The organism is Myxococcus xanthus (assembly GCF_013116825.1).
Classification (GTDB): Bacteria; Myxococcota; Myxococcia; order Myxococcales; family Myxococcaceae; genus Myxococcus; species Myxococcus xanthus_B.
This window is the reverse complement of the sequence record NZ_JABFNS010000073.1, coordinates 22,237-44,832: the sequence shown is the minus strand read 5'-3', so window position 1 is coordinate 44,832 and position 22,596 is coordinate 22,237. Positions and strand designations below refer to the sequence as shown.

Sequence of the window (22,596 nt, the reverse complement as noted above, 5' to 3'; positions counted from 1 at the left end):
GAAGGTGCGCGGCTTCCGCATCGAACTGGGCGAAATCGAGGCCGTCCTCCAGCAGGCCCCGGGCGTCCAGGAGGCCGTCGTCCTCGCTCGGGAAGACGCTCCTGGCGACAAGCGCCTCGTGGCCTACGTCGTGGGTGACGACGGCGAGCAGTCTGTCGATGCGCGTGCCCTGCGCGACCACGTCCTGCGCAAGCTGCCCGAGTATCTGGTCCCCGCCATCTTCATACCGATGAAGTCCCTGCCGCTGTCGGCCAACGGGAAGGTGGACCGCAAGGCCCTGCCTGCCCCCGACGCAGACCGAGCGCTGATGGGCGCATCTTTCGAGGCACCACGAAATGCCTCCGAGCAAGCCATCGCCGATATCTGGGCCGAGGTCCTGGGCCTCCACCAGGTCGGCATTGACGACAGCTTCTTCGAGCTGGGCGGCGACTCCATCCGCAGCATCCAGGTCATCGCGAAGCTGCGCGAACGGGGCCTGGAGTTGCCCATCATGGAGCTGCTACAGCACCCGACCATCCGCCAGCTCTCCGGCGCGGTGAAGCACGCCGAATGGTCCGCCCCTGCCGCACATGACGTGGCCCCCTTCGGCTTCGTGTCCGAAGCGGACCGCAAGCGGCTGCCGGAAGACGTGGAGGATGCCTATCCACTGGCCGCCCTCCAGGCGGGAATGCTCTTCGAGAGCGCGCTGGATGCCTCGGCCGGCATCTACCACGACATGTTCAGCTTCCACCTGGAGCTGGAGCTATACGAGCCACTGCTGCGTCAGGCGTTTCAGGAACTGATTGCGCGACACGCCATCCTGCGAATCTCCTTCCATCTGGATGGCTACGAGGAGCCCCTCCAACTCGTCCACCGTGACGTCATGCCGCCTCTGCGCATCGAGGACCTTCGGCATCTGGAGCCCTCTCAGCAGGACGCGTTCCTGCGGGAGTGGGTGGAAGCGGAGCGCATCAGGCCCTTCGAGTGGACCCAGGCGCCCTTGCTCCATGTCGCCGTGCATCGCCGCACAGACCGCAGCGTTCAGCTGACCATCGTCTTCCACCACGCCATCCTGGATGGCTGGAGCGCCGCGACCCTGTTCTCGGAGCTCTTCGGCCGCTACCTCGAATTGCAGGACGACTCCAACACGCCCCCGGCACAGCCCCTGGCTGCGACCTACCGCCAGTTCATCGCGTTGGAACGTGAGGCCCAACAGTCCGCGGAGAGTGAGCGGTTCTGGCTGAAGCGCATGGAAGCCATGGACTCGCCAAGCCCCCGTCCGAACCGGGCCAGGGACGACGAACGCGTGCTGCACACCCACGACGTGCGCATCCCCGCTCCTCTCCAGCAGGCATTGCTACGCGTGGCCCACGAGGCGGGCGTGTCCCTCAAGACGGTGCTGCTGGCCGTGCATCTGCGCGTCCGCGGCTTCGTCGAAGGCAGCACCTCCGTCGTCACCGGCATCGTCACCAACGGCCGCCCCGAAGTCGTCGATGGCGAGCGGATGATTGGCTTGTTCCTCAATAGCGTCCCCTTCCCGGTGACGCTGCCTGGAGGTACATGGCTGGAGCTCATCCAGCAGGTCGCGAAGCATGAGCAGGAGCTGATGCCTCACCGCCGCTACCCCATGGCGCGGCTCCAGCAGAAGCGCGGCGGACAGCCGCTGTTCGACACGCTCTTCAACTTCATCCACTTCCACGTCGCGGGAGGGCTCTCCCAGCAGAAGGGCCTGCGCTTCGTCGACGAGATGCTGGGCGCCGCCTGGATGGAGCTGCCGCTGGGCGTCACCTTCACCCAGGACCCGGACACCTCCTCGCTGTCGATTTCCATCTCCACTACGGGCACTCGACACGAAGCGGAGCGGACGCGGGAGTTGGGGCAGTACTACCTGCGCGCGCTGGAGGCCGTGGCCGCGGGCCCAAGCAGCCGCTATGAGCAGGCGGCGCTGCTGCCGGAAGCCGAACGCAACACGCTGCTGGAAACGTGGAATGCGACGCACCGAGAGGTCGCCTGGGAAGGCTGCTTGCACGAGCGGTTCGAGGACCGCGCGGCCCTTTCTCCCGATGCGCTCGCTGTGCTGGACGATGAGCACTCGCTCACCTATGCCGAACTCAACCGCCGCGCCAACCAGCTCGCCTGGGCCCTGCGTACCCGAGGCGTAGGGCCCGAGGTCCGCGTGGGCCTGTGCATGGAGCGCTCGGTCGACATGGTCGTCGGCGTCCTCGCCATCCTCAAGGCGGGCGGCGCCTACGTCCCCATGGATCCGGCCTACCCCGCCCAGCGCCTGGCCTACATGGTGAGTGACTCGAATGTCGGCTGCGTGCTCGCGCAGCAGCGCGTTGCGGGCAAGCTCGCCGGGCACAAGGTGGAAGTCCTCTGCGTGGACGACGCCGCTCTCACGAACGAGCCGCGGTCCGAATCCAATCCACCGAGGCGCAGTGAACCCAAACACCTCGCGTACGTCATCTACACATCAGGCAGTACCGGCATGCCCAAGGGCGTCATGGTGCAGCATGCCTCGGTGATGAACCTGCGCGCTGCGCTGGCGACCACCGCCTACGCAGGTGTGGACAAGCCCCTCCGCGTCAGCCTCAATGCGTCGCTGTCCTTTGACGCCTCCGTGCAGCAGTTGGTGCAGCTCGCGGACGGACATGCGCTGTGCGTGGTGCCGCAGATCGCTCGCGAGGATGCGCGCGGCATGCTGGCGTGGCTGGAGCAGCATGACTTGGACGTGCTGGACTGTGCCCCGTCGCTGCTGCGCCTGCTGCTGGACGAGGGCCTGGCCGCACACAGCCCTTTGCGCGTACTGGCCGGCGGCGAGGCACTGGACGCGGCGCTCTGGGCCCGGCTCTCCGCCCATCCCCACATCGAGTGCTTCAACGTCTACGGCCCTACCGAGTGCACCGTGGACTCCACGCTGCGTCCCGTGCGCGGGGCGCCCCTGCCTCCATCGCTGGGCGGTCCGTTGGCGAACGCTCAGACCTACGTGCTGGACGCGTACCTGCAGCCTGTACCGGTAGGTGTGCCAGGCGAGCTCTACATTGGTGGAGCGGGCCTGGCGCGTGGCTACCTGAATCGTCCTGAGCTCACCGCCGACCGGTTCATTCCCAACCCCTTCAGCACGGCCCCCGGCGCCCGCCTCTATCGGACGGGAGACCGGGCTCGCTGGTTGCCCCAGGGCGAACTCGAGTTCCTGGGCCGCATCGACTTCCAGGTGAAGCTGCGCGGCTTCCGCATCGAACTGGGAGAGATTGAGTCCGCGCTGCGACAACACCCTGCGGTTCGTGACACCGTGGTCCTGGTCCGCGAAGACACACCAGGGCTGCAACGCCTGGTGGCGTACATGGTGCATCTGGAAGGACAGCAAACTCCGGACGCAAGCGAGCTCCGCGTTTTCCTCAAGGAGCGACTGCCCGAGTACATGGTGCCCACGACGTTCGTCGCGCTGGAGATCCTGCCGGTCAACACGAGCGGCAAGGTGGATCGCAAGGCGCTTCCGCTCCCCGAGGAGACGTCTTCGCAGCACCAGGCGTACGTCCCGCCACGTGACACGTACGAACTGGAGCTGGCCCGTCTCTTCGAGGAATTGCTCGGTGCCTCGCCAATCAGCGCGAAGAGCGACTTCTTCGAGCTGGGGGGACACTCACTGCTCGCGGTACGGCTCCAGTCCATGCTGCGCGCGCGCACGGGACGCACCCTGCCAGTCACGGCGCTCTTCCAGGACCCCACTGTCGAGGGGTTGGCCGCCTTCCTTCGACGCGAGCCCGCGCCCTGGACGCCGCTCGTTCCCATCCAGCGGAGTGGCTCGCGGGTGCCCTTCTTCTGTGTCCACCCAGTGGGCGGCACGGTGTTCTGCTACACCGAACTGGCGCGGAGGCTCGGCCCTGACCAGCCCTTCTACGGACTGCAGTCCCAGGGGCTGGAGGGAACGCTACCGCCGAACGAGTCCATCAACGTCATGGCGGCCAGCTACGTGGACGCCATCCGCACCGTGCAACCCCAGGGCCCGTATCGCTTGGGAGGATGGTCACTCGGAGCCGTCATCGCCTTCGAGATGGCCCGCCTGCTACAGCAAAGTGGTGAGGAGGTGGACGCCCTTGCCCTGATTGAGCCCAGTTCCACCTCGCTGGCCCAAGGCGTCACGGCCGACGACGACATGGCCGCGGCGACGATGTTCGCGCTGGACCTGGCGCGCACGGCGGGAATCTCTCCATCGACGATCTCCGATGGTTCCGTGAGCGACACGAAGGCACTTCTGGAACGCGTGCTCCAGGAGGGTCGCGACGCGGGTGTCTTCATCCCAGACGCCGGCATGGCCCAGCTCCACGCACTGCTTCGTGTCTTCACCGCTAATCTTCGTGCGCTCCAACAGCATACGCTCGATACCTTCCCAGGACCTCTCACCGTCCTGCGCGGCAGCGACACGGAACTGGAGCCTTCCGAGACGGAAGACCGTGGATGGAGCCGCCACGCAGCTCAGCTCGTGGTGCGCGTCATTCAGGGAGATCACTACAGCGTCCTACGGGCCCCCAGGGTCGATGCACTCGCAAGCGCGCTGACCGAGCTACTCGGCTCGCGCCGATACGACAGCGCCAGAATCCAAGTAGGCTTGCCAGGCTGTGTCTCGACTTGAGTGAAGTCGAAGCACAGCCGCCACAAACAAGCACACACATCAACCACAAGACGGCCAATCAACAAGCCCGCTACCCGCCCCGCCATGTCGACCCGTCAACCTGGGGATACCAACCCAACCCATCCTGGCCCCATCTTCGTCAAAGATGCTGCTGGAGGGCTCAACCCGTTTGATGCCAAGAACGGGTACGCATCAGAGGCTGAACTTCAGAAGCTCATCGCCGACCATCCCGAACTGCTGCGCGGTGACCAGATAGATCCGGAAGACCCGCGGCGATGGCTACTCATCGGGCGTGAGGTAGGAATCCCAGGCGGATTAGGACAGAGCGATCGCTGGAGCATCGACCATGTCTTCATCGACCACGACGCTGTCCCTACCCTCATTGAAGTGAAGCGTAGCTCGGACGCACGAATCCGCCGTGAAGTCGTGGGGCAACTCATTGAATACGCCGCGAATGCGAAGCGACACTGGCCAGCCAATCGCTTAGAGCAGCTTGCCCGCGAGTCCCACGCAGACATCCTCGACCAGACGGTTCTGAAGCTCTGTGGCTCGAAGGAAGCGGCTACTGACTTCTGGGCTCGCGCGGACGCGAACCTACGGTCCGGAAATGTCCGGCTCATATTCGTCGCCGACCGGATTCCTGACGAGCTCTACCAGATGGCGGTCTTCCTCAATGAGCAAATGACTCACACAGAGGTGCTCACCCTTGAGATTCGTCCATACGCCACCCCTGGCGGAATGGAGGCATTCGTCCCGCACGTACTCAACACGACTCCACAGGCGCGGGAGCTCAAGAGCGCGCTCTCCGGACGGCGAAAGTGGACAGAGGCCGAGTTCTTCGACGACGTACGAAGGCGGTTACCGCCCGACGCATCCAACGCCGTCCGCGCGCTATTCGATGCTGTCTCCCAAAGCGCGAGCACCCTCAGTTGGGGCACGGGCGCTCTGCGAGGGTCCTTCAACCCCAAGTACGCGCATGTGGGCGAACGTTCACCGATCAGCGTGTTCTCCGATGGTGCGCTACACATGAACGGCTTCTGGATGGACGCCCCTTATGGGGCTCGACTGAAGGAGGCCGCACGAGAACTGTTCGGCATCGTTGCGAATGAACGAAACCCTGAAATCATCCCTGTCGACCTCTGGGTCCCCAAGAGGCAGGCGCTCCAAGACGAACTCACGCGCCTGCTAGCGCCCAATCCAGCCGAACCCGGCGCCCCCTAGCCGAGGCGCCTTCAGGTCGAGCCCAGCAGCCGAGGCGCTCCGCGTCGAGCCCGCCGCGCCCGAGAAGCCCTCCGTCCGGCGGAAGCCACAGTGCGCATCAAACCGACATCCTTCGCCGGCGGAGCTACTCCAGAATCGGGAAAAACAAAGGCCCTGGAGTTCTTAGCTTTCGCCAAGGACTCCAGGGCCTTCGATGGTCGGGGCGACAGGATTTGAACCTGCGACCACTTGCACCCCAAGGAACCTCGGGGACCGTCCAGCGGTTACCAGCCATCCACAACCCATCGTAAACACTCGGGTTTCTTCGCCCGGGGCTGTCCAGCCGTCCCATCCAGTACCCCAGGACCCCAGGATTTTTGCTGCTAGTTTGCTGCTGGGCCCTGCCCCGGTGGCGCCAGTGGCCCCGGGTTCCGGCCGGTTGATGACCGTCCGGGAGGTCGCGGAACGGCTGGGGGTGTGCCGGGCCACCGTGTACCGACTGTGCGAGAGGGGCACACTACCCCACATCCGAATCTCCAATGCGGTTCGGGTCACGGAGAAAGCCTTGGAGCGGTTCCTGCTGGCTTACACGGAAACCGGGCCGTAGGTCAGCAGGTCAGATCTTCCTGCTTTACCGATATCCACATGTGCGCCAGCCCTAACCCGCCGACTTTGCACGCCGCAGATCGAATACAAGTTCCGCCGCAAGCGCTTCAGGCAGGGGAACTCGGTTCGCGAGCTGTTCTGCAGTGGCCTCATCAAATTCGAACTTCTGCCCCATGACGACCTGAAACCATCGCTCGCGATCCCGTACCACTCGGAACATCCGCTCGTCGGCACTGCCCGCAAGGTAGGGCTCGTAGATGACAATGGGGCGTCCGGCAAGCTCGGCCTTACATCGGATCCGATCCAACCGCCCGGTACGCTGCTCGATCGTACTGGGGTTCCAGCATAGATCGTGGTGGATCACGTATCGGCAGAATCGGTGGAGATCGACGCCTTCCCCGAGCACCGAGCTACTCACCAGCACCTCAGGAAGAAGCGGACTGTTGAAGGAGAGCATGAGTCGCTCTCGCGCTTCACGCTTGGTTTGCCCATAGACGAGGCGCACCGTTCCCTGCATGCGCCAGGAGCCGTCGGCGGCACCACTGGCATCATCATCATCCGTCTCATCGCGCTCTCCCCCGCGCCGGACGTACACTGCCAGTGCGTCGAGGTACTGCTTGAGCGGATCCACTCGAGTCTCCGGATCCTCTCCCTCATCGGCGCTCTGGAATCTGGCGCGCTCCGCCAGTTCCTTGGTGAACCGAAGAAATTCTTCAAGCCGATGCGCCATGGTGAGGGCCGAACCATCCATGCGCTCGGTGAGGGCGTGCCCGAGCGCGGCCACGCCGGCACGTGACTCATCGTTCGAGGCCCGATCCTCAGAGAAGGCCCTGCGCACTTCTGGGCTCTCGAGCGGCAGGTATCTGGCAATGAACGGAGCAGAGCGGACATAGGCGGTCAGTAAACCGACCAACTGCTCCTCCCATTGCTTCAAGCCGTGGAACTCCTTGGACGCGAACGGCGCTCGCAAATGCCGCTGGACCTCCTGGTGGAATGGGCTGCGCGCATCAGAGAGTCGGCGTGCAATGCGCGTGAGTGCGTCCTCAGCACGTTCGAGCCGGCGCTCACCTTCGAGCCCGAGCTTGTCCGCAGTCAACGTCAGGATGCGCTGCCCGACCTCGCGTCGAAGGTGGCGGTGGAGGGCGCGCGCGGTCTCCCGGTAGAAGCAGAAGATCAGGACCTTCTCCCCGGCAGCCCAGAGGTCGACGGTCCGCTCCACAACGGGGCGCAACTTGGGATGGGCGTACCGCACGGCCTCAGCAGCGGACCGGCTGGGGATAAGCGATGCGATCCGCTCCTCGTACCAAGACACCGGCACCAACCCCTCTGTCTCAGGCCGACCTACCCCTTGCCCCTCCGACACCTCCACGCCATCATCGCCCACGTCGCGTGCGTCGCCGCGGTTGTCGCGCGTATGGTGGAAGGCCTCATAGCTCGAGCAAAGTCCTTCCGCGAAGAAGGCGCGGGCGCTGGCGCTTCCATGAGCAAGCTCCCCCTGTGCACGCGCGGCGAGCAGAAACGGTAGAGCGGACTCGGTGGTCAGCGGCAGCCCGTCGAACGCGACCTCATTCCGCTCTGCCGTGTCGCCCAAGGCTCGTCCCGGCCGGACCACACGCCGGGGGACGCGCTCCCCGTCCGCACGATTCGCCAATTCGGTAGGCCGGTTGTGGCGGATGACCCAGGTGCGCAGGCTCGCCCAAGGGTGAAGCGGGTCATCCTCCGCTCGGGCACGGCTTTGTCGGCAGTCCTCGACCGCCTGGAAGATCTCCTGTTCCAGCGCGGATCGCGGGCCGGTGCCATTCACACGCGCCCACCACTCCTGAAGGTGTACCGCGAACTCACCGTCCCCCGGCACGACTCGGTCGCGCTCCAGCCGTCCCCAGAGCTGGTCGAGCCTGCGAGCCCCCCGACGGTTGGCGTCCAGGCGCCCCTCCAATTCCTCCATGTCCGCAAGGAACCGCTCCCGGGAGAAGTCCGGCGCAGCGGGACCGCCCCAATTCACCGCGGCGAAGGTGCGCAGCACCCGGATCAGCTCGTGATGCCCGAGTTGGAAGGGTGTTGCGGTCAGCAAGAGCATGCGATCGAACTTGTCCCACAGCAGGGGCCTCTCGGCTTCCGATCCGCCTCCCACGAGCAATTCGGCGTCCTCCGAGCGCAGCAACCTGGCAAGGCGTGTACTGTCGTTCTTGGCGTGGTGTGCCTCGTCCAGCACGAGGAGCGAGGCACGCCACCCCGCGCACGCGAGCCAGGCGCGATACACTCCCTGGCAAACTTGGTTGAAGGCCTGCCGCGACTCCTTCAATCGCTGCTCGGATACGGGGCCCCGGCGGCCTGGCACGTCGTGGAGCTGTGCGGCCAGTTCGCTCCAGGAGAGCTTGTCCTGGAGCTTGAGCAGGCCCTCGGGGACAAGGGCCTCCCCATCAGCCTCCAGGATACCCTCATTGCCGAGGATGTTCCCCCACCGTTCGATCTCCGTGGTTAGCAGCCGCTCGACCAACTCCGGGGTCAGCCGCCACTCGGACTTCAGGCGCACGAGGGAGGTCGCCCACTTGCAAACGCTCTTGCGCGTTTCTTCGTCCATGCGCGTGTGGCGCCGGGCCAAGCGGATGAACGCGAGCTTGATCCACGGATCCTCCAGAGCTTTGCCAAAGCTACCCGTTGTCATCCAGATGAGGTGCGGACGACGGCTCTTCGGAAGCTCGAGCTTCCTGATGAGCTCAATGGGCGTTTCGATGGGCTCGTCCCTGACCCAGGAGAGGGCTTCCGGGCGCACACAACAACTCGCCCGAAAGTGGTCCCACTCCCGCTGCCATTTGCTGGCAAGGCCCGGCGGCATCATGACAATGACCGGCCGCCCGGTCTCCCGCGCCGAGGGAAGCGCCGCAGCGACCACGGCGAGCGCGACGTAGGTCTTGCCCATCCCGACCTCGTCTGCCAATACCAAACCAGGCTGCTGAGCCAGGTCTCGGAGAATGGACCGTGCCGTGGTTTCTTGCCGGGCTCCGTCCTCCGCTGCGATCTTTCGTGCACCCGTTCCCCCGAGTTGGAGAACACCCTCCTGAAATGGCCAATCAACCGGCATGCTGGGATCCCTCTGGGGCGCCCACCAGCCGCCCGCATTCATCCTTCACTGACTTCACGTAGGCGCGCAGGTTCGTGCCGATTCCCACGCGCTCTTGCAAGGGAGCGAGCATCCCCCCTATCTCGTCGATCAGCTCCGCGAACAGCGAACGCAGATCGGGATCCCCCGCGCGCCGCTCGCTTGAAACACGCTTGCCCACATGCGCGAGCGTGAGACAGATCTCCGCAAGAGAGAACAGCAAGGCGGCGTCCTCTTGATCCCCTCCTCCAGGCCTACTTGACCAGTCTCGGATGAGTGCATTCGCCAGCAGCAATGGACCGAGCGGGTCCTGCCGGAGACGATAGGCCATCGCATCACGCGTTCGGAGGGTCGCCAGAATCTTCTCGCCCATGCTCGCCAGGGCACGTCCAAGGCGTCGGGTGCGATAGAGCGTGTAGCCACTCGGGTCATTGGCGCGCAGAGCATCCAGTCCACCGCCCGCTGACGCGGATTGATCCACCGTGCCCCGCTCCCGCGAGTCGACCCACTCGGCCGGGCTCTTGCCCGATAAGAGGCACAGGAGGATGGCATCCGCATCCAGCGCAAGGAACTCCTCGGGTGGTAGGAGGTGCTCGGCCGCCTCCACCTGAACCGGCAACAGTCCCGTGGCGAGCTGATTCTCGGACGTACGCCAAGTGACACGAAGGGTGGTGATGCTCGCCGCGCGCATCTCCTGGTCCAACTCACGAGTCAGTTTCTCCGGGGGGGCCTGTTCTGATACCTCTTCATGCGAGAACAGCGGAGCCATCTGCTCGGACTGTGCGCCCGGTAGCCGGATCGACCACTCTGCGGGCAGGAGTTCCCCGGGCTTCAGCCCCAACGTCAGCCGGGCGGCGCGTTGCTCCCAACTGACCCAGGCGAAGGCTGCAGGGAGACGCGGAGCGCGGGACGGCACATCTTCCTCGAGCGGCTCCGCTGTATCCGGCCATTGGGGATCCTCGGCGAGATCCTTGTCCCAGCAGACCGGGAATCGATCCTTGAGGAGCAACCCGTTACGTTTGGCTCCCACTTCGTCCAGAAAGCACAGGTTGGCCTCGACGTTGAAGGCCCCCACGCCCATGCCGTGAGGAGTGAAGTTACTCGACCCACACATCATCAGTTTCATCGTGTCACTGACGAGCAGCAGCCCCTTGGCGTGCAGTTCCCGTGCAATGCGGGGCTCCCCTTGGCGGTAAGGGGGGACAACGCACACCATCACCTCCTCGGGCTTGAGCCCCCATGCGCCAGCCCACGCATCCCGGAACATCCGGGGAGCCCCCACCACACTTCGCTGCGGCTCCGCCTCGGAGGCACGCCCGGGCAGAGCAAGCAGAGGGGAAACATCCCTCGTGGTGGGCATGCTTCGGAGCTCCTCGATGACGCGGCCCTGTTCCTCTGGCGATTGGCCGACAAAGGGGGTCATGACCACGACCTGCTGGGCGCGCCGTGTTCCCCAGAGTTCGCGTACGCTCGCCAACGGCGACAGGGCCCGCCGCCCACCCCGCCGCGGCATGCAGGCCACGAAGGCAGCGCGAGGAACCTCTCTTGGAGAGAAGTCCGCCGCCATCCCCGTCCAGCGCCCGAGCCTTTGGCGAGTGGCCTCCAGGAAGCCGCGAGCCCGTTCCACGGCCCCTGGCACGCCCAGCGTCCACCCGGACTCCAGCAGCCCCTCCAGGAACTCGACCCCCTCCAGAGCCAAGGAGCGCGGAACCGACTCAGGGGCGTCGTAGAAGTCGAGACTGGATGCCATCTCCCGGTTCCGTCGGTAGCCCGTGCGGGTGATGTTGGCCGAAGCCACAATCAGGCGCACGCAATGCTCCCACACAAGGAGGCTCACCTTGGCGTGCTGGATGCCTCCCGGGACATAGACCGCAAGCTGAGCCCACCGGGAAGTGGTCTGAGCCCCATCCACCTGGCTGGCATCAACGAGCACGGTGGCGTGGCAGGTGCCGAGTGCAGTCTCTCTCTCGACGATGAACGGCCGCTCACCCTCCGTCTGATCGAACTTCAGCCCAAGGAAGCGGGGCAGCAGCTCCGCCTCGAAAAGGGAGGCATGAAAGGTGTAGGTGGTCGTGATGCACCCCACGGGCTGTCCTGCCTCCCCAACGGGGAGCCCAGCCGGGGCCGACCACAGCTCCGCGAGCACGGGCACCTTGGCTTCGGTCCTACGCCTCGCCATCGGACACCTCCTGGAAGGCGCTGACCTTGCCGAGATCACTCAATGCCGAATAGGCATTCATGACGCGAAAGGGATGCATCCAACTGCCCTGGTAGCTGGGTGGCGCTTCCCCGGAAATGCCAAACCCGGGCATCAGGGTCCAGTGTGAGTCGCGATCCACCCAATCCGCCTTACGCTTGGCCTTCTGAACCCGGTGGTGCCTGCTCATCACGGTTTCTGCCAGCGTGTCCGGAGCGCCGCATCCCGTAGCATCCGTCTGGAGGCGGTCTAGCGCATCGAGCAATTCGGGGCGAATAGAGGGCTGCTGAGAAAGCGTCTTGCGAGCCGCCGTGAACTCAGGGATGACCCGGCGGAGCTCTACCACGGTTCGAGCAAGCTGCGCCTTCGTCACCGGATGGCCCAGAACAGCTTGGGGAGTGGCCCTCCCGCCCATCAGGACGAGCGTCCACCGGATGGCATCGAAAGCCTGCTGCAGCAGCCCGGTTAGATCCTCGTAGGCGGATGACATGTCGATGGTAGCCCGGAGCAGGCGATCCACAGGCTCGCTCCCCAGCGCGGGGGCAACGGCGTGGAGCAGGACATGCCGCTCGACAGGTCCCCGCTTGCCGTCCCGATTCGAGGCGGTGGCATAGGCCTGCTGCCCGTCCGTGAGGAGCGCCATCATCCGCTGCCGGAGGGAATCAGCTTGAATCAGCAAAGAGAGGTTCGCCTTCTCGCGCTTCCCCAGAACGTCTGGCCGCAGAGGCCGTGCCAGGAGTTCCCATATCCGGTGGCCACGCCTGGGCCAGTCCGACCGGGAGACGTGCGCGGACACCGCCCTGCACACCTCGGACTTCCACTGGGCTCCCGCCCCCTCACGCGAACCTTCATTATCAAGAATTCCGGGAAGACCCTCATCAACAGCCCAGTCGAGCACGAGGTTGGTCGCGGAGCGCCCAGGGCGGGATTCGTCATCGACGACCCCGAGATGCCGCGTCAACCGTGCCATCACCCCAAAGGGGCCGTTGATGGCCTGACCTTGCAGGAAGTTCCCCTTTGTCAGAGGTTCCTCTGCCAGCAGCGCCGCGCGAGCCAACCTCCGTCCGGGAAGTTGATCCGGCGCTCTCCCAAATGCGCTGGGATTTTCCTCATGAGCGCGCACCAGGGAAGAAACGTACAAGCGCTCGAAGCCGAGTCGTGCATCCAGCCGGAACTCTTCTCGTCCGAGCGCCGCCACGACACGGTCTGCGACGAATGAGGCCACTGCGGAAAAGGTGACGAACCGCAACTTCCACATACGAGCGGTGAAGCCCGGGAGCAGCACGTCCGCGAGGCGCTCCGAATCGGTCTGCGTCCCAAGTGGATCGACGCTGGAAGGAGCATCCTCGGAGGGATCATGCGGCGTAGCGTATGGAAGAGCAGCGGCACTGAGCGGCATGGATCCCCCCGCGTGGACACCAAAATCCTAGCGGGAGTGTGCACGAGCGGCCAAACAGTGTGTGTGTGCCATAGAATCGGGTCAGGATCACCCCATAGTGCTGGGACCTGGATTTGTTCCCGCTTCACCACATGGGTTCTTATCTGGAGCTGATCAGTACACGGGAGAGACCGATGAGCCGAGGCAGTGACGGGCGAGCCGTTCACGGAGGCCGAAACCGGCAAGGAGGCGACCGCGAAATGCCAGGGGCGCGGAACTCGCGCAGTTCCGTACGCATGACCGTCGAGAGAGCCCGTGCCATCCAGTCTTATGCCGATCGCACCGGCACCAATCAGGGATTCAAAGCGAGAGCTGCCTCAGCTGCCGCCCAGAATGCCGAGGACTCGGATGATGGCGACGAATAACGCGGTGCCGGTCTCTGTCCGATGACCCCGCTCCCCGCTTGGCAGCGCCAGGGCAACACCCTCCGCTGCCCAATCCAAATCCATCCGAGCCACCGGACACTGTTCGAGGACTACCTGCGCCACAGGCACAGGTTGCTGCGGGCCTATCCCATCGGCCTGCTTCATGCCAGCGATGTCCAGTACGAAGACGGCGGTCTCTACGTGCTGTTCCCAAGCGAAGCGGAGCTTGTCAGCACGATGTCCCCGCCAGAGCCCCCTCCAGGCTCGTTCCGGCGCTGGCGCAATGACGAGTTGCTGCCCGCGCTCCTCACGTTGCTCGAGTGCCATGCCAACCAGGTCGCCGGTTTCGCACCATTTATCCCCGTCTCTGGTCGCTGGGTTCCTCCCGTCTCATGGTTCCTCCCTCGGCCGCCCAGTGCGCTCTCCGATGAGGAGCGCCGACAGGATCTCCGCCACGCTCAGAGTTGGGTGCGCTCGCAGTCCCGGCAAGCATCACGCCATAGCGACTGGGATACGCGGCGTGTGGATTCCATTTGTGCCGCTCTTGGCTCGGCGGATGCGGCCGCAGTCGAGCGGCTCATTCGAGCGGAACAACAGGAAGCCCTGCGCGAAAAACGGCAAGCTCCGGACGCCCCCTCATTTCTCCACATGCTCACCGAGGCCGAGCACCTGGAGAGGCTCGCCCAGGTATACAGGTACCGCCTGCTTCGTCGCGAGGAGGCGGATCGGTTGGGGCTCGACACCCGCGGGCAGCTCATCCTGGAGGTGGAGCCCCGGTGGAAGGATGCCCACTTCCCGACCCTCACGAGACCCACTCCCCATGAGCTCTGGGACACGCTGCTCGACGAGTCTCGAACGACGCCGCTGCTCGCTGTTTCCCAGGGGCTGCCCAACCCGCTCCTCCACAAACACAGCCCGGAGGCGATCGCCCGCTGGATCGGTGTCCACGAAGACCAGCCCTGGATCTACGTCCGGCGCGATGGGGTGAAGGTGCCGGCCACAGGCTACGTCCACCCCCACCAGCCTGGAGACCTCGCGCTGATGGGGCGCAAGCGCGCCTTCACCGCCTTCGCCGGTAGACACCCACTGCTGGCGGCTCACCTCAGGGACTCGGCTCGCCCGGAGCCCTTCACCGGAAACCCACGGCCACGAGATGTCCTGGAGGATGCCATCCTCGCCACGCGAGGAGTCTTCGCCGTTCAAGGGCCTCCCGGAACCGGGAAGACCCACCTCGCTACCCAGGTGGTTCGGCGCTTCCTGGCGGCCACTCCCGCAGGCCGCGTGCTGATTTGTGCGAAGGAACACTTCGCCCTGGACCACATCCTCCGGAAGCTCACGCAAGCGCTGGACCAGGACTGCATTTCCTACCGGGCCTTCCGCTCCGTCTCTCTGGCGCGACGGCGCCGTGGACGAGCCGAGCTGGAAACCCCTTTCCTGGGCACCACCCTCGTGGGCCAACTCGCAGAGCGGGCGTGGGCTCCCGAGTCCTCCGGATGGACGCGCTTCCAGGCGTCCACGTTCGACCAACATGACCAGCGGCTGCTCTCCCTCGCGGAGAAAGCTGCCAACCTCTTCTTCTGCACCACGATGGACGCGGCCCTTCTCGACATGACAGGGCAGACCTCCTTCGATCTGGTGATCGTCGAAGAGGCGGGCAAGTGTTACCCCTCCGAGCTCCTCCACACCCTGTGCTTCGGGCGGACAGTGCTGATGATCGGGGACCAGCGGCAACTCCCTCCGTATCAGGAGCGCCAGACCCGTGCGGCTGTCCTGGCCTGGCAAGCCACGCTGGATCAGGCGCGCCGCCGGCCTGAATTCCGCCAGGCACTACAGGCACGCTTTGGCGACACATTCCTTGAGCTGGAGACGCTGGCGCGCGAGCATGGCCCTGTCTCCCCGGCAGAGACTGCGTGGCTGCGCCCCTTCGAATACCTGTTCGATCGGCTCGCCAAACGGCACCGCCTGGAAGAGCAGTTCCGCATGGAGGCGCCGCTGTCACGTCTCGTGGGCAAGGTGTTTTATGGGCGGCCCTTCGTGCACCGCAAGCTGGCCAGCAACCCTCTCGAAGGTGTGCTTCCTCAGGAACTGGACGTGCCGCTGCTCTGGATCGACACGCCGCACATGACCCTGCGCCCAGAGGCTACGGAGGATCCCGAGAAGAGAGGTGCCCGCAACAATCTCTATGAGCGTGACGTCATCCTCCGCTACCTGCGCCGCCTCTACCCCTCCCGCCAGGTGGATCTCGTTATCCTGACGCCCTACAACGAGCAGAAACGGTTACTGCTCGATTCACGAGAGCTGCGCGAGGTGTGCCGGAGCCTCACGGACAGCCCCTTCGAGCAGGTGGTGCGAACCACCGACGAGTACCAGGGGCGAGAGGCGGAGCTCACCGTGCTCTCTCTCGTTCGCAACAACAGCCAAGGGGCTCGGGCCTGGGGCTTCATGACCGAGCCCGAGCGGCTCAATGTGATGTTCTCCCGGACGCGTTTCCGGCAGGTCGTCGTAGGCTGTTCGGCCCATATCAACCGCCACGTCAACGAAGCTCCCCACCTCCACGCGGTATGGAAGGCCTACGTGGAGGAGACAGCTGATGCGCGGTGCGCGCGGATCATGTCTCCCGAGGAGCTGGACAGCCATGGGTAATCGCTCGTCGGGCTCTGCCCCACGCGGCGTGCGCCGCACCTTCGTTCTGCTGCCCGGATACTTTGTATCAGCCAGCATCTGCATTCCCCGCGCCCATCCCCACGCTCTTTGGCTATTGGCCTGGTTGGAGCAACTCATCCAAGGCGCCTCGTTCGTCCAGCTCGAGCGGAGTCCTCCCTGGCCGGTCCCCCCAGATGCCTTGCTGGCACGCCAGCTCACCCGCGAGCTCATCGATCTGCGCTGGGCCGTCCCGGACTGGGGTACCGGAGGACTTCGGATCGATCCAGTCCTCCTGGGACGCTATCACGCTGAGGGAAAAGAGGGTCTGGCCCGCGAGCTGTTCGAGGCCCAGGTCATGCCCGGCGAGTGGTGGATGGATGGCGTCGGCGGCGTCCTTCTGCCGCGCGCAACCGCCATGCAGTTCGACTGGGACTACAAGAAGACAGCGGACTTCCAACTGGAGCCCCAGGCGTCTCCCCAGGAACTCCTGGATTCGGGCGAGCACGATCTCGTCGATCTCGTGCGCAAACTCGGCGCGATAGAGTTGAACCAGTCCGCACGAGGTCGGGCCTTCTTCGGGAATCCACTGCGCATCGGCGGACGCAAGGGCATCCTCTTCCCGCTATATGGTGAAGCGGAACGCATCCTTCCAGACGAGCTTGCCGAGTTGGAGCCCGCCCTGCTCCAACGCGCCCCCCAGCTCTTCGGGCAACGCTCTGCCCCACGGCCGCGGCTGGTGCATGTCCCCCACAGCCCTCTCGAGCGGTTCGTCTCCGAGTTGGAGCGCCTCCCGTTGGATACTGTCGCCCTGGGGCCGCTCCCGCTCGTCGCGGACCGGGTGGAACACCTGAGCGAGCTGCTGCGTGGCACTGCGGACGAGGAATGGATCCGCTGGTTTGCCGAGGGCCAACGGGTGAGCCCCGTGGCGGGTCCCACGGATCGTCACTTCGACGCACTGGCCGAATTGTGCCGCGGACTGGCACGGGGCTCAGCGCCTGAGTCTCGGCATGTTCCATGGGTGCTCCTCACCAGCGCATTCCTAAACGCGGACAATCTCCGAGAGGGAGAAGGCCTGGTTGCGGCGCTCGCCGAGGCTCCGCCCTCCACGCGCATCCTGCTTGTCTACGGTCATGCGAGCGAGGCGCTCCCTGCGGAGCAACAGCAGGAGATTGAGGCGTACCTTCAGCGCCTCCGCAGCCTGAATGCGGCTCTAGCCGAGCGCTGCATCCTGGTCGCCGCGAAACGCCGCTCCCATGAGAAAGTCATCCTGACAAGCCACGGAGACTGGCTGATAGGGAGCTGGAACCCGGCCAGCAGCCGCCCGGGCTCTGTCGTGTTCGAGTGCAGCCTCGCGGGCCGTGACCGGACCTTCGCTCTCACGCTGCTGAGCCGGCTCGAGGACAACCTCGAGGGAGAAGCTGCCATTCAGGCGGCGGCCTCGCTCCGTGAGGCGCTGGGAGCTGCTGGCATGGCGGAGTCCTCGCCCCGCGAGACGGCACAGCGCCAGTTGGAGCGTCTGAAGCGCGCGGCCGGACTGCTCTCGCGTGCGCTGCCGTCGGAAGGGACTCCCTCCCCCCGGGTCTGGGCATCCGCGCTCCGCGCGGTGCGAGCGGCCCTCCACCCTTTCCTCGTGCGGACCCGGATCGAGTTGGCCGACGCCCACCAGACCCGTGACGCTTTCGTGGCCCAGGCGCAGTCAGCCCGCCAGGATCTGCTCCTCGCATCAGACCGCCTCACCGACAGCGCGCTGGATGGCGCAATCCTGCGGGATCTCCGAGGTACACAGGGACGTCGCCAGAGGCTCGTACGGCTGGTGTGGGGCCGGGAATGGGCCGGACAGAGGCCCACGGATAAGCAGACCCGGGAGCAGCTCCAGCGGGCGCGCCTCGCCGTGGTGGAGGCCCAGAACATCCTTGGCCCCCAACTCCTCACCCGCCGGGAGCCGATGGAAAATCACGCCAAGCTCCTCTTGGTGGACGGCTGCCGCGGGTTGATCACCTCTGAGAATCTGCTCTCCTACGGCGGCGAGAAGGGACGCTACGAGTCCCGCGAGCTGGGCGTGGCCTTCTGGTGTCCACCTGTGGTCCGCGACCTTCTCGGGCGCTTCCTGTGGCAGTGGCCGGACGTCCTCCTTCCGGAGGAGAGTGGCAGGGGCGCGCGGCAGCCCTACGCCTGGATCAGCGGCGGCATGCAGGCCTGGTATGCGTTGGACTCGGTCCGCGCGGAGCTGGACTTCGTCCCCGATGCCTCGAAGTACATCGGAGCGTTGCTTCGGGATGAGCTCTCCAAAGAAGGTGGAGCTGATGCCGGGGCCCAGGCACGCGAACAGGGCTTCCAGCGCCTGGAGCACTTCGTCGGGCAGGATCCCCTCCCCTGGCTTCGCGAGGAGGGCGAGCGGCTTGGACTGCTCCTGCCCTCCAGCGAAGATCTGTGGCAGCCCTACACCGCTCCCACTGACGAGGAACTCCTCGAGCAACTGCTGGTGCAGGCCGAGAAAGCCCTGGCTGAGCAACCCGCCCCCAAGCCTCGGGAAACCGCCAGCACGAGCCGCCCTACAGCAGTCGGACCCGCTCTAGTAGCCTCGCGTGGAACGGCCGCGGCCACCCATCAGCTTGTGGAGCAAGCGCTCTCGGGGATGGTGCGCGTGAAGGCCGGGGCCTTCTTGATGGGCGATGACCGGGTCCCCTCTGAGCGGCCCAGGCACCGGGTAGTGCTGACACGGGACTTCTTGCTGGGCCGCACACCCGTGACTCAGGGCTTGTGGGAGGCCGTCATGGGCAGCCTGCCGCACCTGCGCAGCAATGAGCGCCATCCTGAGTTTCCCATTGTCTATGTAGACTTCCATGACATCCAACGATTCCTGGGCCGACTGAACGCCCTGCCCGGAAGCGGCGGCTTTGACCTGCCCACGGAGGCGCAGTGGGAATACGCCTGCCGCGCTGGCTCGACGGGCGACTACTGCTTCGGGAACGATCCCCAGCTGTTGAACAACTATGCCTGGAGCAAGCTGAACTCCAAGGCACAACTGCACCGTGTCGGTCAGCTGAAGGCCAACGCCTGGGGCCTGCACGACATGCATGGGCTCGTCTACGAGTCCGTCCGTGATGATCTGCGCTCCTTTCAGCGTGGTGAGGCCGTCGATCCTGTGGGGCGCCTTGATACGGACTACATTGGCGCGCGGGGTGGCGCCTGGGGCCGCTATCCCTTTCGGGATGGCAACCGTGCCGAGGAGCATTTCCGATGCTCCTGCCGTCAGTTCCACTCCAAGCGAGAGAAAGCCAACCGCGTCTCGTTCCGGCTCATGCGCGTACTGCCATCCCAGGAGAAATGAATGTCAGCCAATCCATCGCTTCGACGCATCTGTCTGGTGGGGGTCCGAGGGGTGGGCAAGACGACCCTCATTCGTTCCCTTCTGCCAGACCTGCCGATGATGGATTATGTCGTCGGCTCGGCCATCCTCCGGGAGTTAGCCGGCGAAGCCTTCGCGCAGTTCGACAGTCTTCCCCCCGACGTCAAGCAGCGCTACCGGGAGGATGCCATCCGGTGGATGGAGCGCCGCCAGGAGCGCACCGGACGCCACATCCTGTGTGATGGGCACACCACCCTCCTGAATCCCTCCACACGACAAGCCGAGCAGGTCTTCACCCAACTGGACTGCAACTTCTTCCGCGAGCTCATCCTGCTTGAGGCCCCAGCCGAGGTCGTCCTGCAACGCCGCCGCGATGACCCGTCCAAACGCCGCAACCTGGACTCCGAACTCCTCCGCGAGGAGCTCGCTGGCGAGCGGGCGGCCTGCTACCGCATCGCCCGCACCCATGGTATGCAGGCGCATGAACTGCCTGTAGGTGATGACCTCGCGATCACCTACCGCCTGAAGGAGCTGTTGACTTGATGCCCATGCTCCCTCTGGACGAGGCCTCCAATCTTGAGCGGCTCGATGCCGCCATCCTGCCTCTGGTGCACGCGGCGCGTGGCCGTCCAGTCGTCCTGGCGGATGGAGACCGGACCCTCTCGCCCATCGACACCAGCCGGCTGTTCCTCCAGCAGGCGGGGATGGATCCGCAGCCCATCCAGAACCGCTTCAAGCTCGAAGGCTACTGCTTCAGCGCCTTCCGCTATCACGCCGAGGTTCACCTGGAACTCGATGCACTCACCTTCGATCGTGTGGGCGCAGCCGTGGCCCGGGAAGCTCCGCTGCACTCCGGAGCGGCGGACTTCCTCCGCCGCGCGGCCGAGGAAGCCACGGTCTTTGTCATCTCGGCGGGCATTCCTCGCATCTGGCGGGGCCTCCTCGAGCGAGAGGGGTTGGGAAACATCGGTGTGATTGGCGGCATTGATCCCTGCTTTCCCTACGTCTTCGGCCGCCAGGAAAAAGGGCGCGTCTGCCAGCTCTTCCGAAGCGCTGGGGCCGAAGTGATGGCGCTCGGGGACTCTGATGTGGATACGGAGATGATGCTGGCGGCGGATCATGCTGTGGTCGTCCTCAATCACCGGATGAGCGCGGACCTGCTGCCCCACCTCACGGGTCACCGCTCGCTCCACCACATTGCTCCGGGCGGCCAGGCGGCCCCCGGGATTCCACAGCTCACCTTCGAGAGCGCCCACCGGCTGGTTTGCCGCGGCCATTCCAGCACCGGAGGAGGGGCCGTATGCCTCTAAGAGAGTTCACGAATCGCCATCTCGTGCGCCTGCTCGCCACCCGCTCGCGCCGCACCGACATCACTCCGTGGGAGCTCACACAGTCCCATATTGAGCTGGGCAGGTTCCTGGCGGGCGAGCTCGTCGAGCTGTTGGAACTCGAGCCCTGCGAGATCCAGCACCCACAAGGCATCCGCAAGGGGTGGAAGGTGGCCCGGGAGGAGGAGATCGTCCTCCTGCCCTTTCTGCGTGCCGGGCTCTACGCCGCCGATGGTGTACGGGAGGTGCTGCGCCTGGCTCCTGTCGTCCACATCTCTCCGAAGCGAGAGACCGGCCTGTCCGAGGCAGAGCTGGGCCAGCTTCCCCCCATTGCAGGCCGTACCTTCATCCTCATTGACTCCGTGGTGAACACGGGCGCCTCGCTCGAACCTGTCCTGCGACAGCTCCGGGAGCGAGGCGCTGGCCAGCTCATCGCGGTCGCACTTGTTGGGCCGGTGGCGACGGCGAAGCGGCTCGAGGGCGCCTTTCCGGACGTCCACTTCCTCTTCGCCCGCGTCTCCGAGAACCAGTACACGGGCGTGGGCGCCACGGATACCGGCAACCGCCTCTTCGGCACCCTCCCCTCGAAGGGCCAGGAGGCCCGGCTCACGCACGAGCCGAAAGGCAGAGAATGAGCGACGCCATCGAGCGAGTCTGTCTGTCCGTCAACTCCGTCTGCAATCTCAAGTGCAACTACTGCTACTTCTTCGCCAAGCCGGAGGGGCTCCCTGGGCCCGCCTCGCTGACGGCCGAGGAGATCGGCACCATCCTGGACAACATCCACCGCTACAGCCTCCGGCCTGAGGTGGACAAGCGCATCAAGATCAACTTCGTGGGCAGCGGTGAGCCGCTACTGTCGTGGACAGCCATCCGCACCGCGGTGGAGCAGCTGCACGCCACGACGCCAGGCCACCGCCTGCGCTTCTACATGGTCACCAACGGGTTGCTGCTGACCGACACGATCATCGCGGAGATGAAGGCCATAGGCCTCAGCCCGAGTGTCTCCTTGGATGGCCCGGCGAGCCTCCATGATCACGCAAGGGTACGGCACAACGGGAGGGGCTCTCACGCAGGCGTCATGCGCGGCATCGCGCGCCTTCGCGCGGCGGGAGTGCCGGTGGCCATCAACACCACGCTGGGCCGCAACGTCGTCAATCACCTCGAAGAGTACTTCCAGTTCATCGCCGAGCAGGGCTTCGAGAAGGTCATCTTCGATCGCCTCGTCGACGTACCGGATGACGTGGCCGTCTCGACTCCTGAGTTCTACCGGGCCCTGCGCCGTATTGCCGAACTGAAGGAGGCCTACGGGTTGACTCGCCTTGAGATCGGCAACCTGGAGGCCTACCGCCGCGCGATCGCGGGCAAGCCGGACAGGGTCTGCACCATGTTCGGCAGCACCTGCGGCGCGGGCTTCAACAACATCATCTACATGCAGCGGGACGTGTACCCCTGCGGGAGGATGTTCGGCCAGGAGCGCTGGAAGCTGGGCCGCTTCGACGAGCCGCTGGAGCGCTTCCCGGAGCGCATGCGCGCCCTTGTAGGGCAGCAGGGGTGCGGCAGCTGCGCGAGCCAGCAGAGCGTGGCGGGCCCCGACTGCCTCATCGAGCGGGAGCGACCGGACTACAGCAGCGAGCCGCGAAAGGCCTTCATCCAGTGGTTTACGGAGCGCTCGAAGGTGTCTGAGCGCCTACCCTGAAGGACAGTGCCGAGGGCAAGGCTTCTGTCCGCTGCTCGATCAGCACGCACCCACAGTGCGCC

The 22,596-nt window shown here is 65.3% G+C and carries 11 protein-coding genes and 1 pseudogene; 9 read left to right on the top strand and 3 right to left on the bottom strand.

Annotation, left to right across the window (positions count from 1 at the left end):
* The 3 genes and pseudogenes from HNV26_RS21485 to HNV26_RS39350 form a co-directional block, all read left to right on the top strand.
* Positions 1-4,586, top strand: a pseudogene (locus HNV26_RS21485) (non-ribosomal peptide synthetase); the annotation flags it as partial.
* A gap of 110 nt (positions 4,587-4,696) precedes the next feature.
* Positions 4,697-5,833: a PDDEXK family nuclease gene (locus HNV26_RS21480; protein WP_171443466.1), complete on the top strand. Its 1,137-nt coding sequence runs from the start codon at positions 4,697-4,699 to the stop codon at positions 5,831-5,833.
* A 193-nt stretch (positions 5,834-6,026) separates the two neighbouring features.
* A complete protein-coding gene (locus HNV26_RS39350) occupies positions 6,027-6,419 on the top strand; it encodes a helix-turn-helix domain-containing protein (RefSeq protein WP_366816915.1) in 393 nt (130 codons plus the stop codon).
* A gap of 51 nt (positions 6,420-6,470) precedes the next feature.
* On the opposite strand, the gene HNV26_RS21470 is transcribed toward HNV26_RS39350, so the two are convergent.
* The 3 genes from HNV26_RS21470 to HNV26_RS21460 all read right to left on the bottom strand — a co-directional run bounded on the left by HNV26_RS21470 (position 6,471) and on the right by HNV26_RS21460 (position 13,114).
* The gene (locus HNV26_RS21470; protein ID WP_171443465.1) at positions 6,471-9,338 is read right to left on the bottom strand and encodes a helicase-related protein; all 2,868 of its coding nucleotides are present in this window, start codon (positions 9,336-9,338) and stop codon (positions 6,471-6,473) included.
* Between the two features lie 151 nt (positions 9,339-9,489).
* Positions 9,490-11,604: a phospholipase D-like domain-containing protein gene (locus HNV26_RS21465; protein ID WP_171443464.1), complete on the bottom strand. Its 2,115-nt coding sequence runs from the start codon at positions 11,602-11,604 to the stop codon at positions 9,490-9,492.
* Between the two features lie 79 nt (positions 11,605-11,683).
* Complete coding sequence (locus HNV26_RS21460; protein WP_171443463.1) at positions 11,684-13,114, bottom strand: hypothetical protein; 1,431 nt, start codon at positions 13,112-13,114, stop codon at positions 11,684-11,686.
* A gap of 425 nt (positions 13,115-13,539) precedes the next feature.
* On the opposite strand from HNV26_RS21460, the gene HNV26_RS21455 reads away from it, so the two are divergent.
* Genes HNV26_RS21455 through HNV26_RS21430 form a run of 6 tightly spaced genes read left to right on the top strand, consistent with a single transcriptional unit; the run spans position 13,540 to position 22,534 of the window.
* Positions 13,540-16,161, top strand: coding sequence for an AAA domain-containing protein (locus tag HNV26_RS21455; protein WP_216612576.1), 2,622 nt, complete (start codon positions 13,540-13,542; stop codon positions 16,159-16,161).
* A complete protein-coding gene (locus tag HNV26_RS21450) occupies positions 16,154-19,492 on the top strand; it encodes an SUMF1/EgtB/PvdO family nonheme iron enzyme (protein WP_171443461.1) in 3,339 nt (1,112 codons plus the stop codon). The genes HNV26_RS21455 and HNV26_RS21450 overlap by 8 nt, the downstream gene beginning before the upstream one ends.
* Complete coding sequence (locus tag HNV26_RS21445) at positions 19,493-20,053, top strand: ATP-binding protein (protein ID WP_253816870.1); 561 nt, start codon at positions 19,493-19,495, stop codon at positions 20,051-20,053.
* Complete coding sequence (locus HNV26_RS21440; protein WP_171443459.1) at positions 20,053-20,820, top strand: haloacid dehalogenase-like hydrolase; 768 nt, start codon at positions 20,053-20,055, stop codon at positions 20,818-20,820. The genes HNV26_RS21445 and HNV26_RS21440 overlap by 1 nt, the downstream gene beginning before the upstream one ends.
* Positions 20,811-21,473 (top strand): uracil phosphoribosyltransferase, encoded by a 663-nt coding sequence (locus HNV26_RS21435; RefSeq protein WP_171443458.1) that lies wholly within the window; start codon positions 20,811-20,813, stop codon positions 21,471-21,473. The genes HNV26_RS21440 and HNV26_RS21435 overlap by 10 nt, the downstream gene beginning before the upstream one ends.
* Positions 21,470-22,534 carry a radical SAM protein gene (locus HNV26_RS21430; RefSeq protein WP_171443457.1) on the top strand — a complete coding sequence of 355 codons (1,065 nt, stop codon included), beginning with the start codon at positions 21,470-21,472 and terminating at the stop codon, positions 22,532-22,534. The genes HNV26_RS21435 and HNV26_RS21430 overlap by 4 nt, the downstream gene beginning before the upstream one ends.
* Positions 22,535-22,596: the final 62 nt, after the last annotated feature.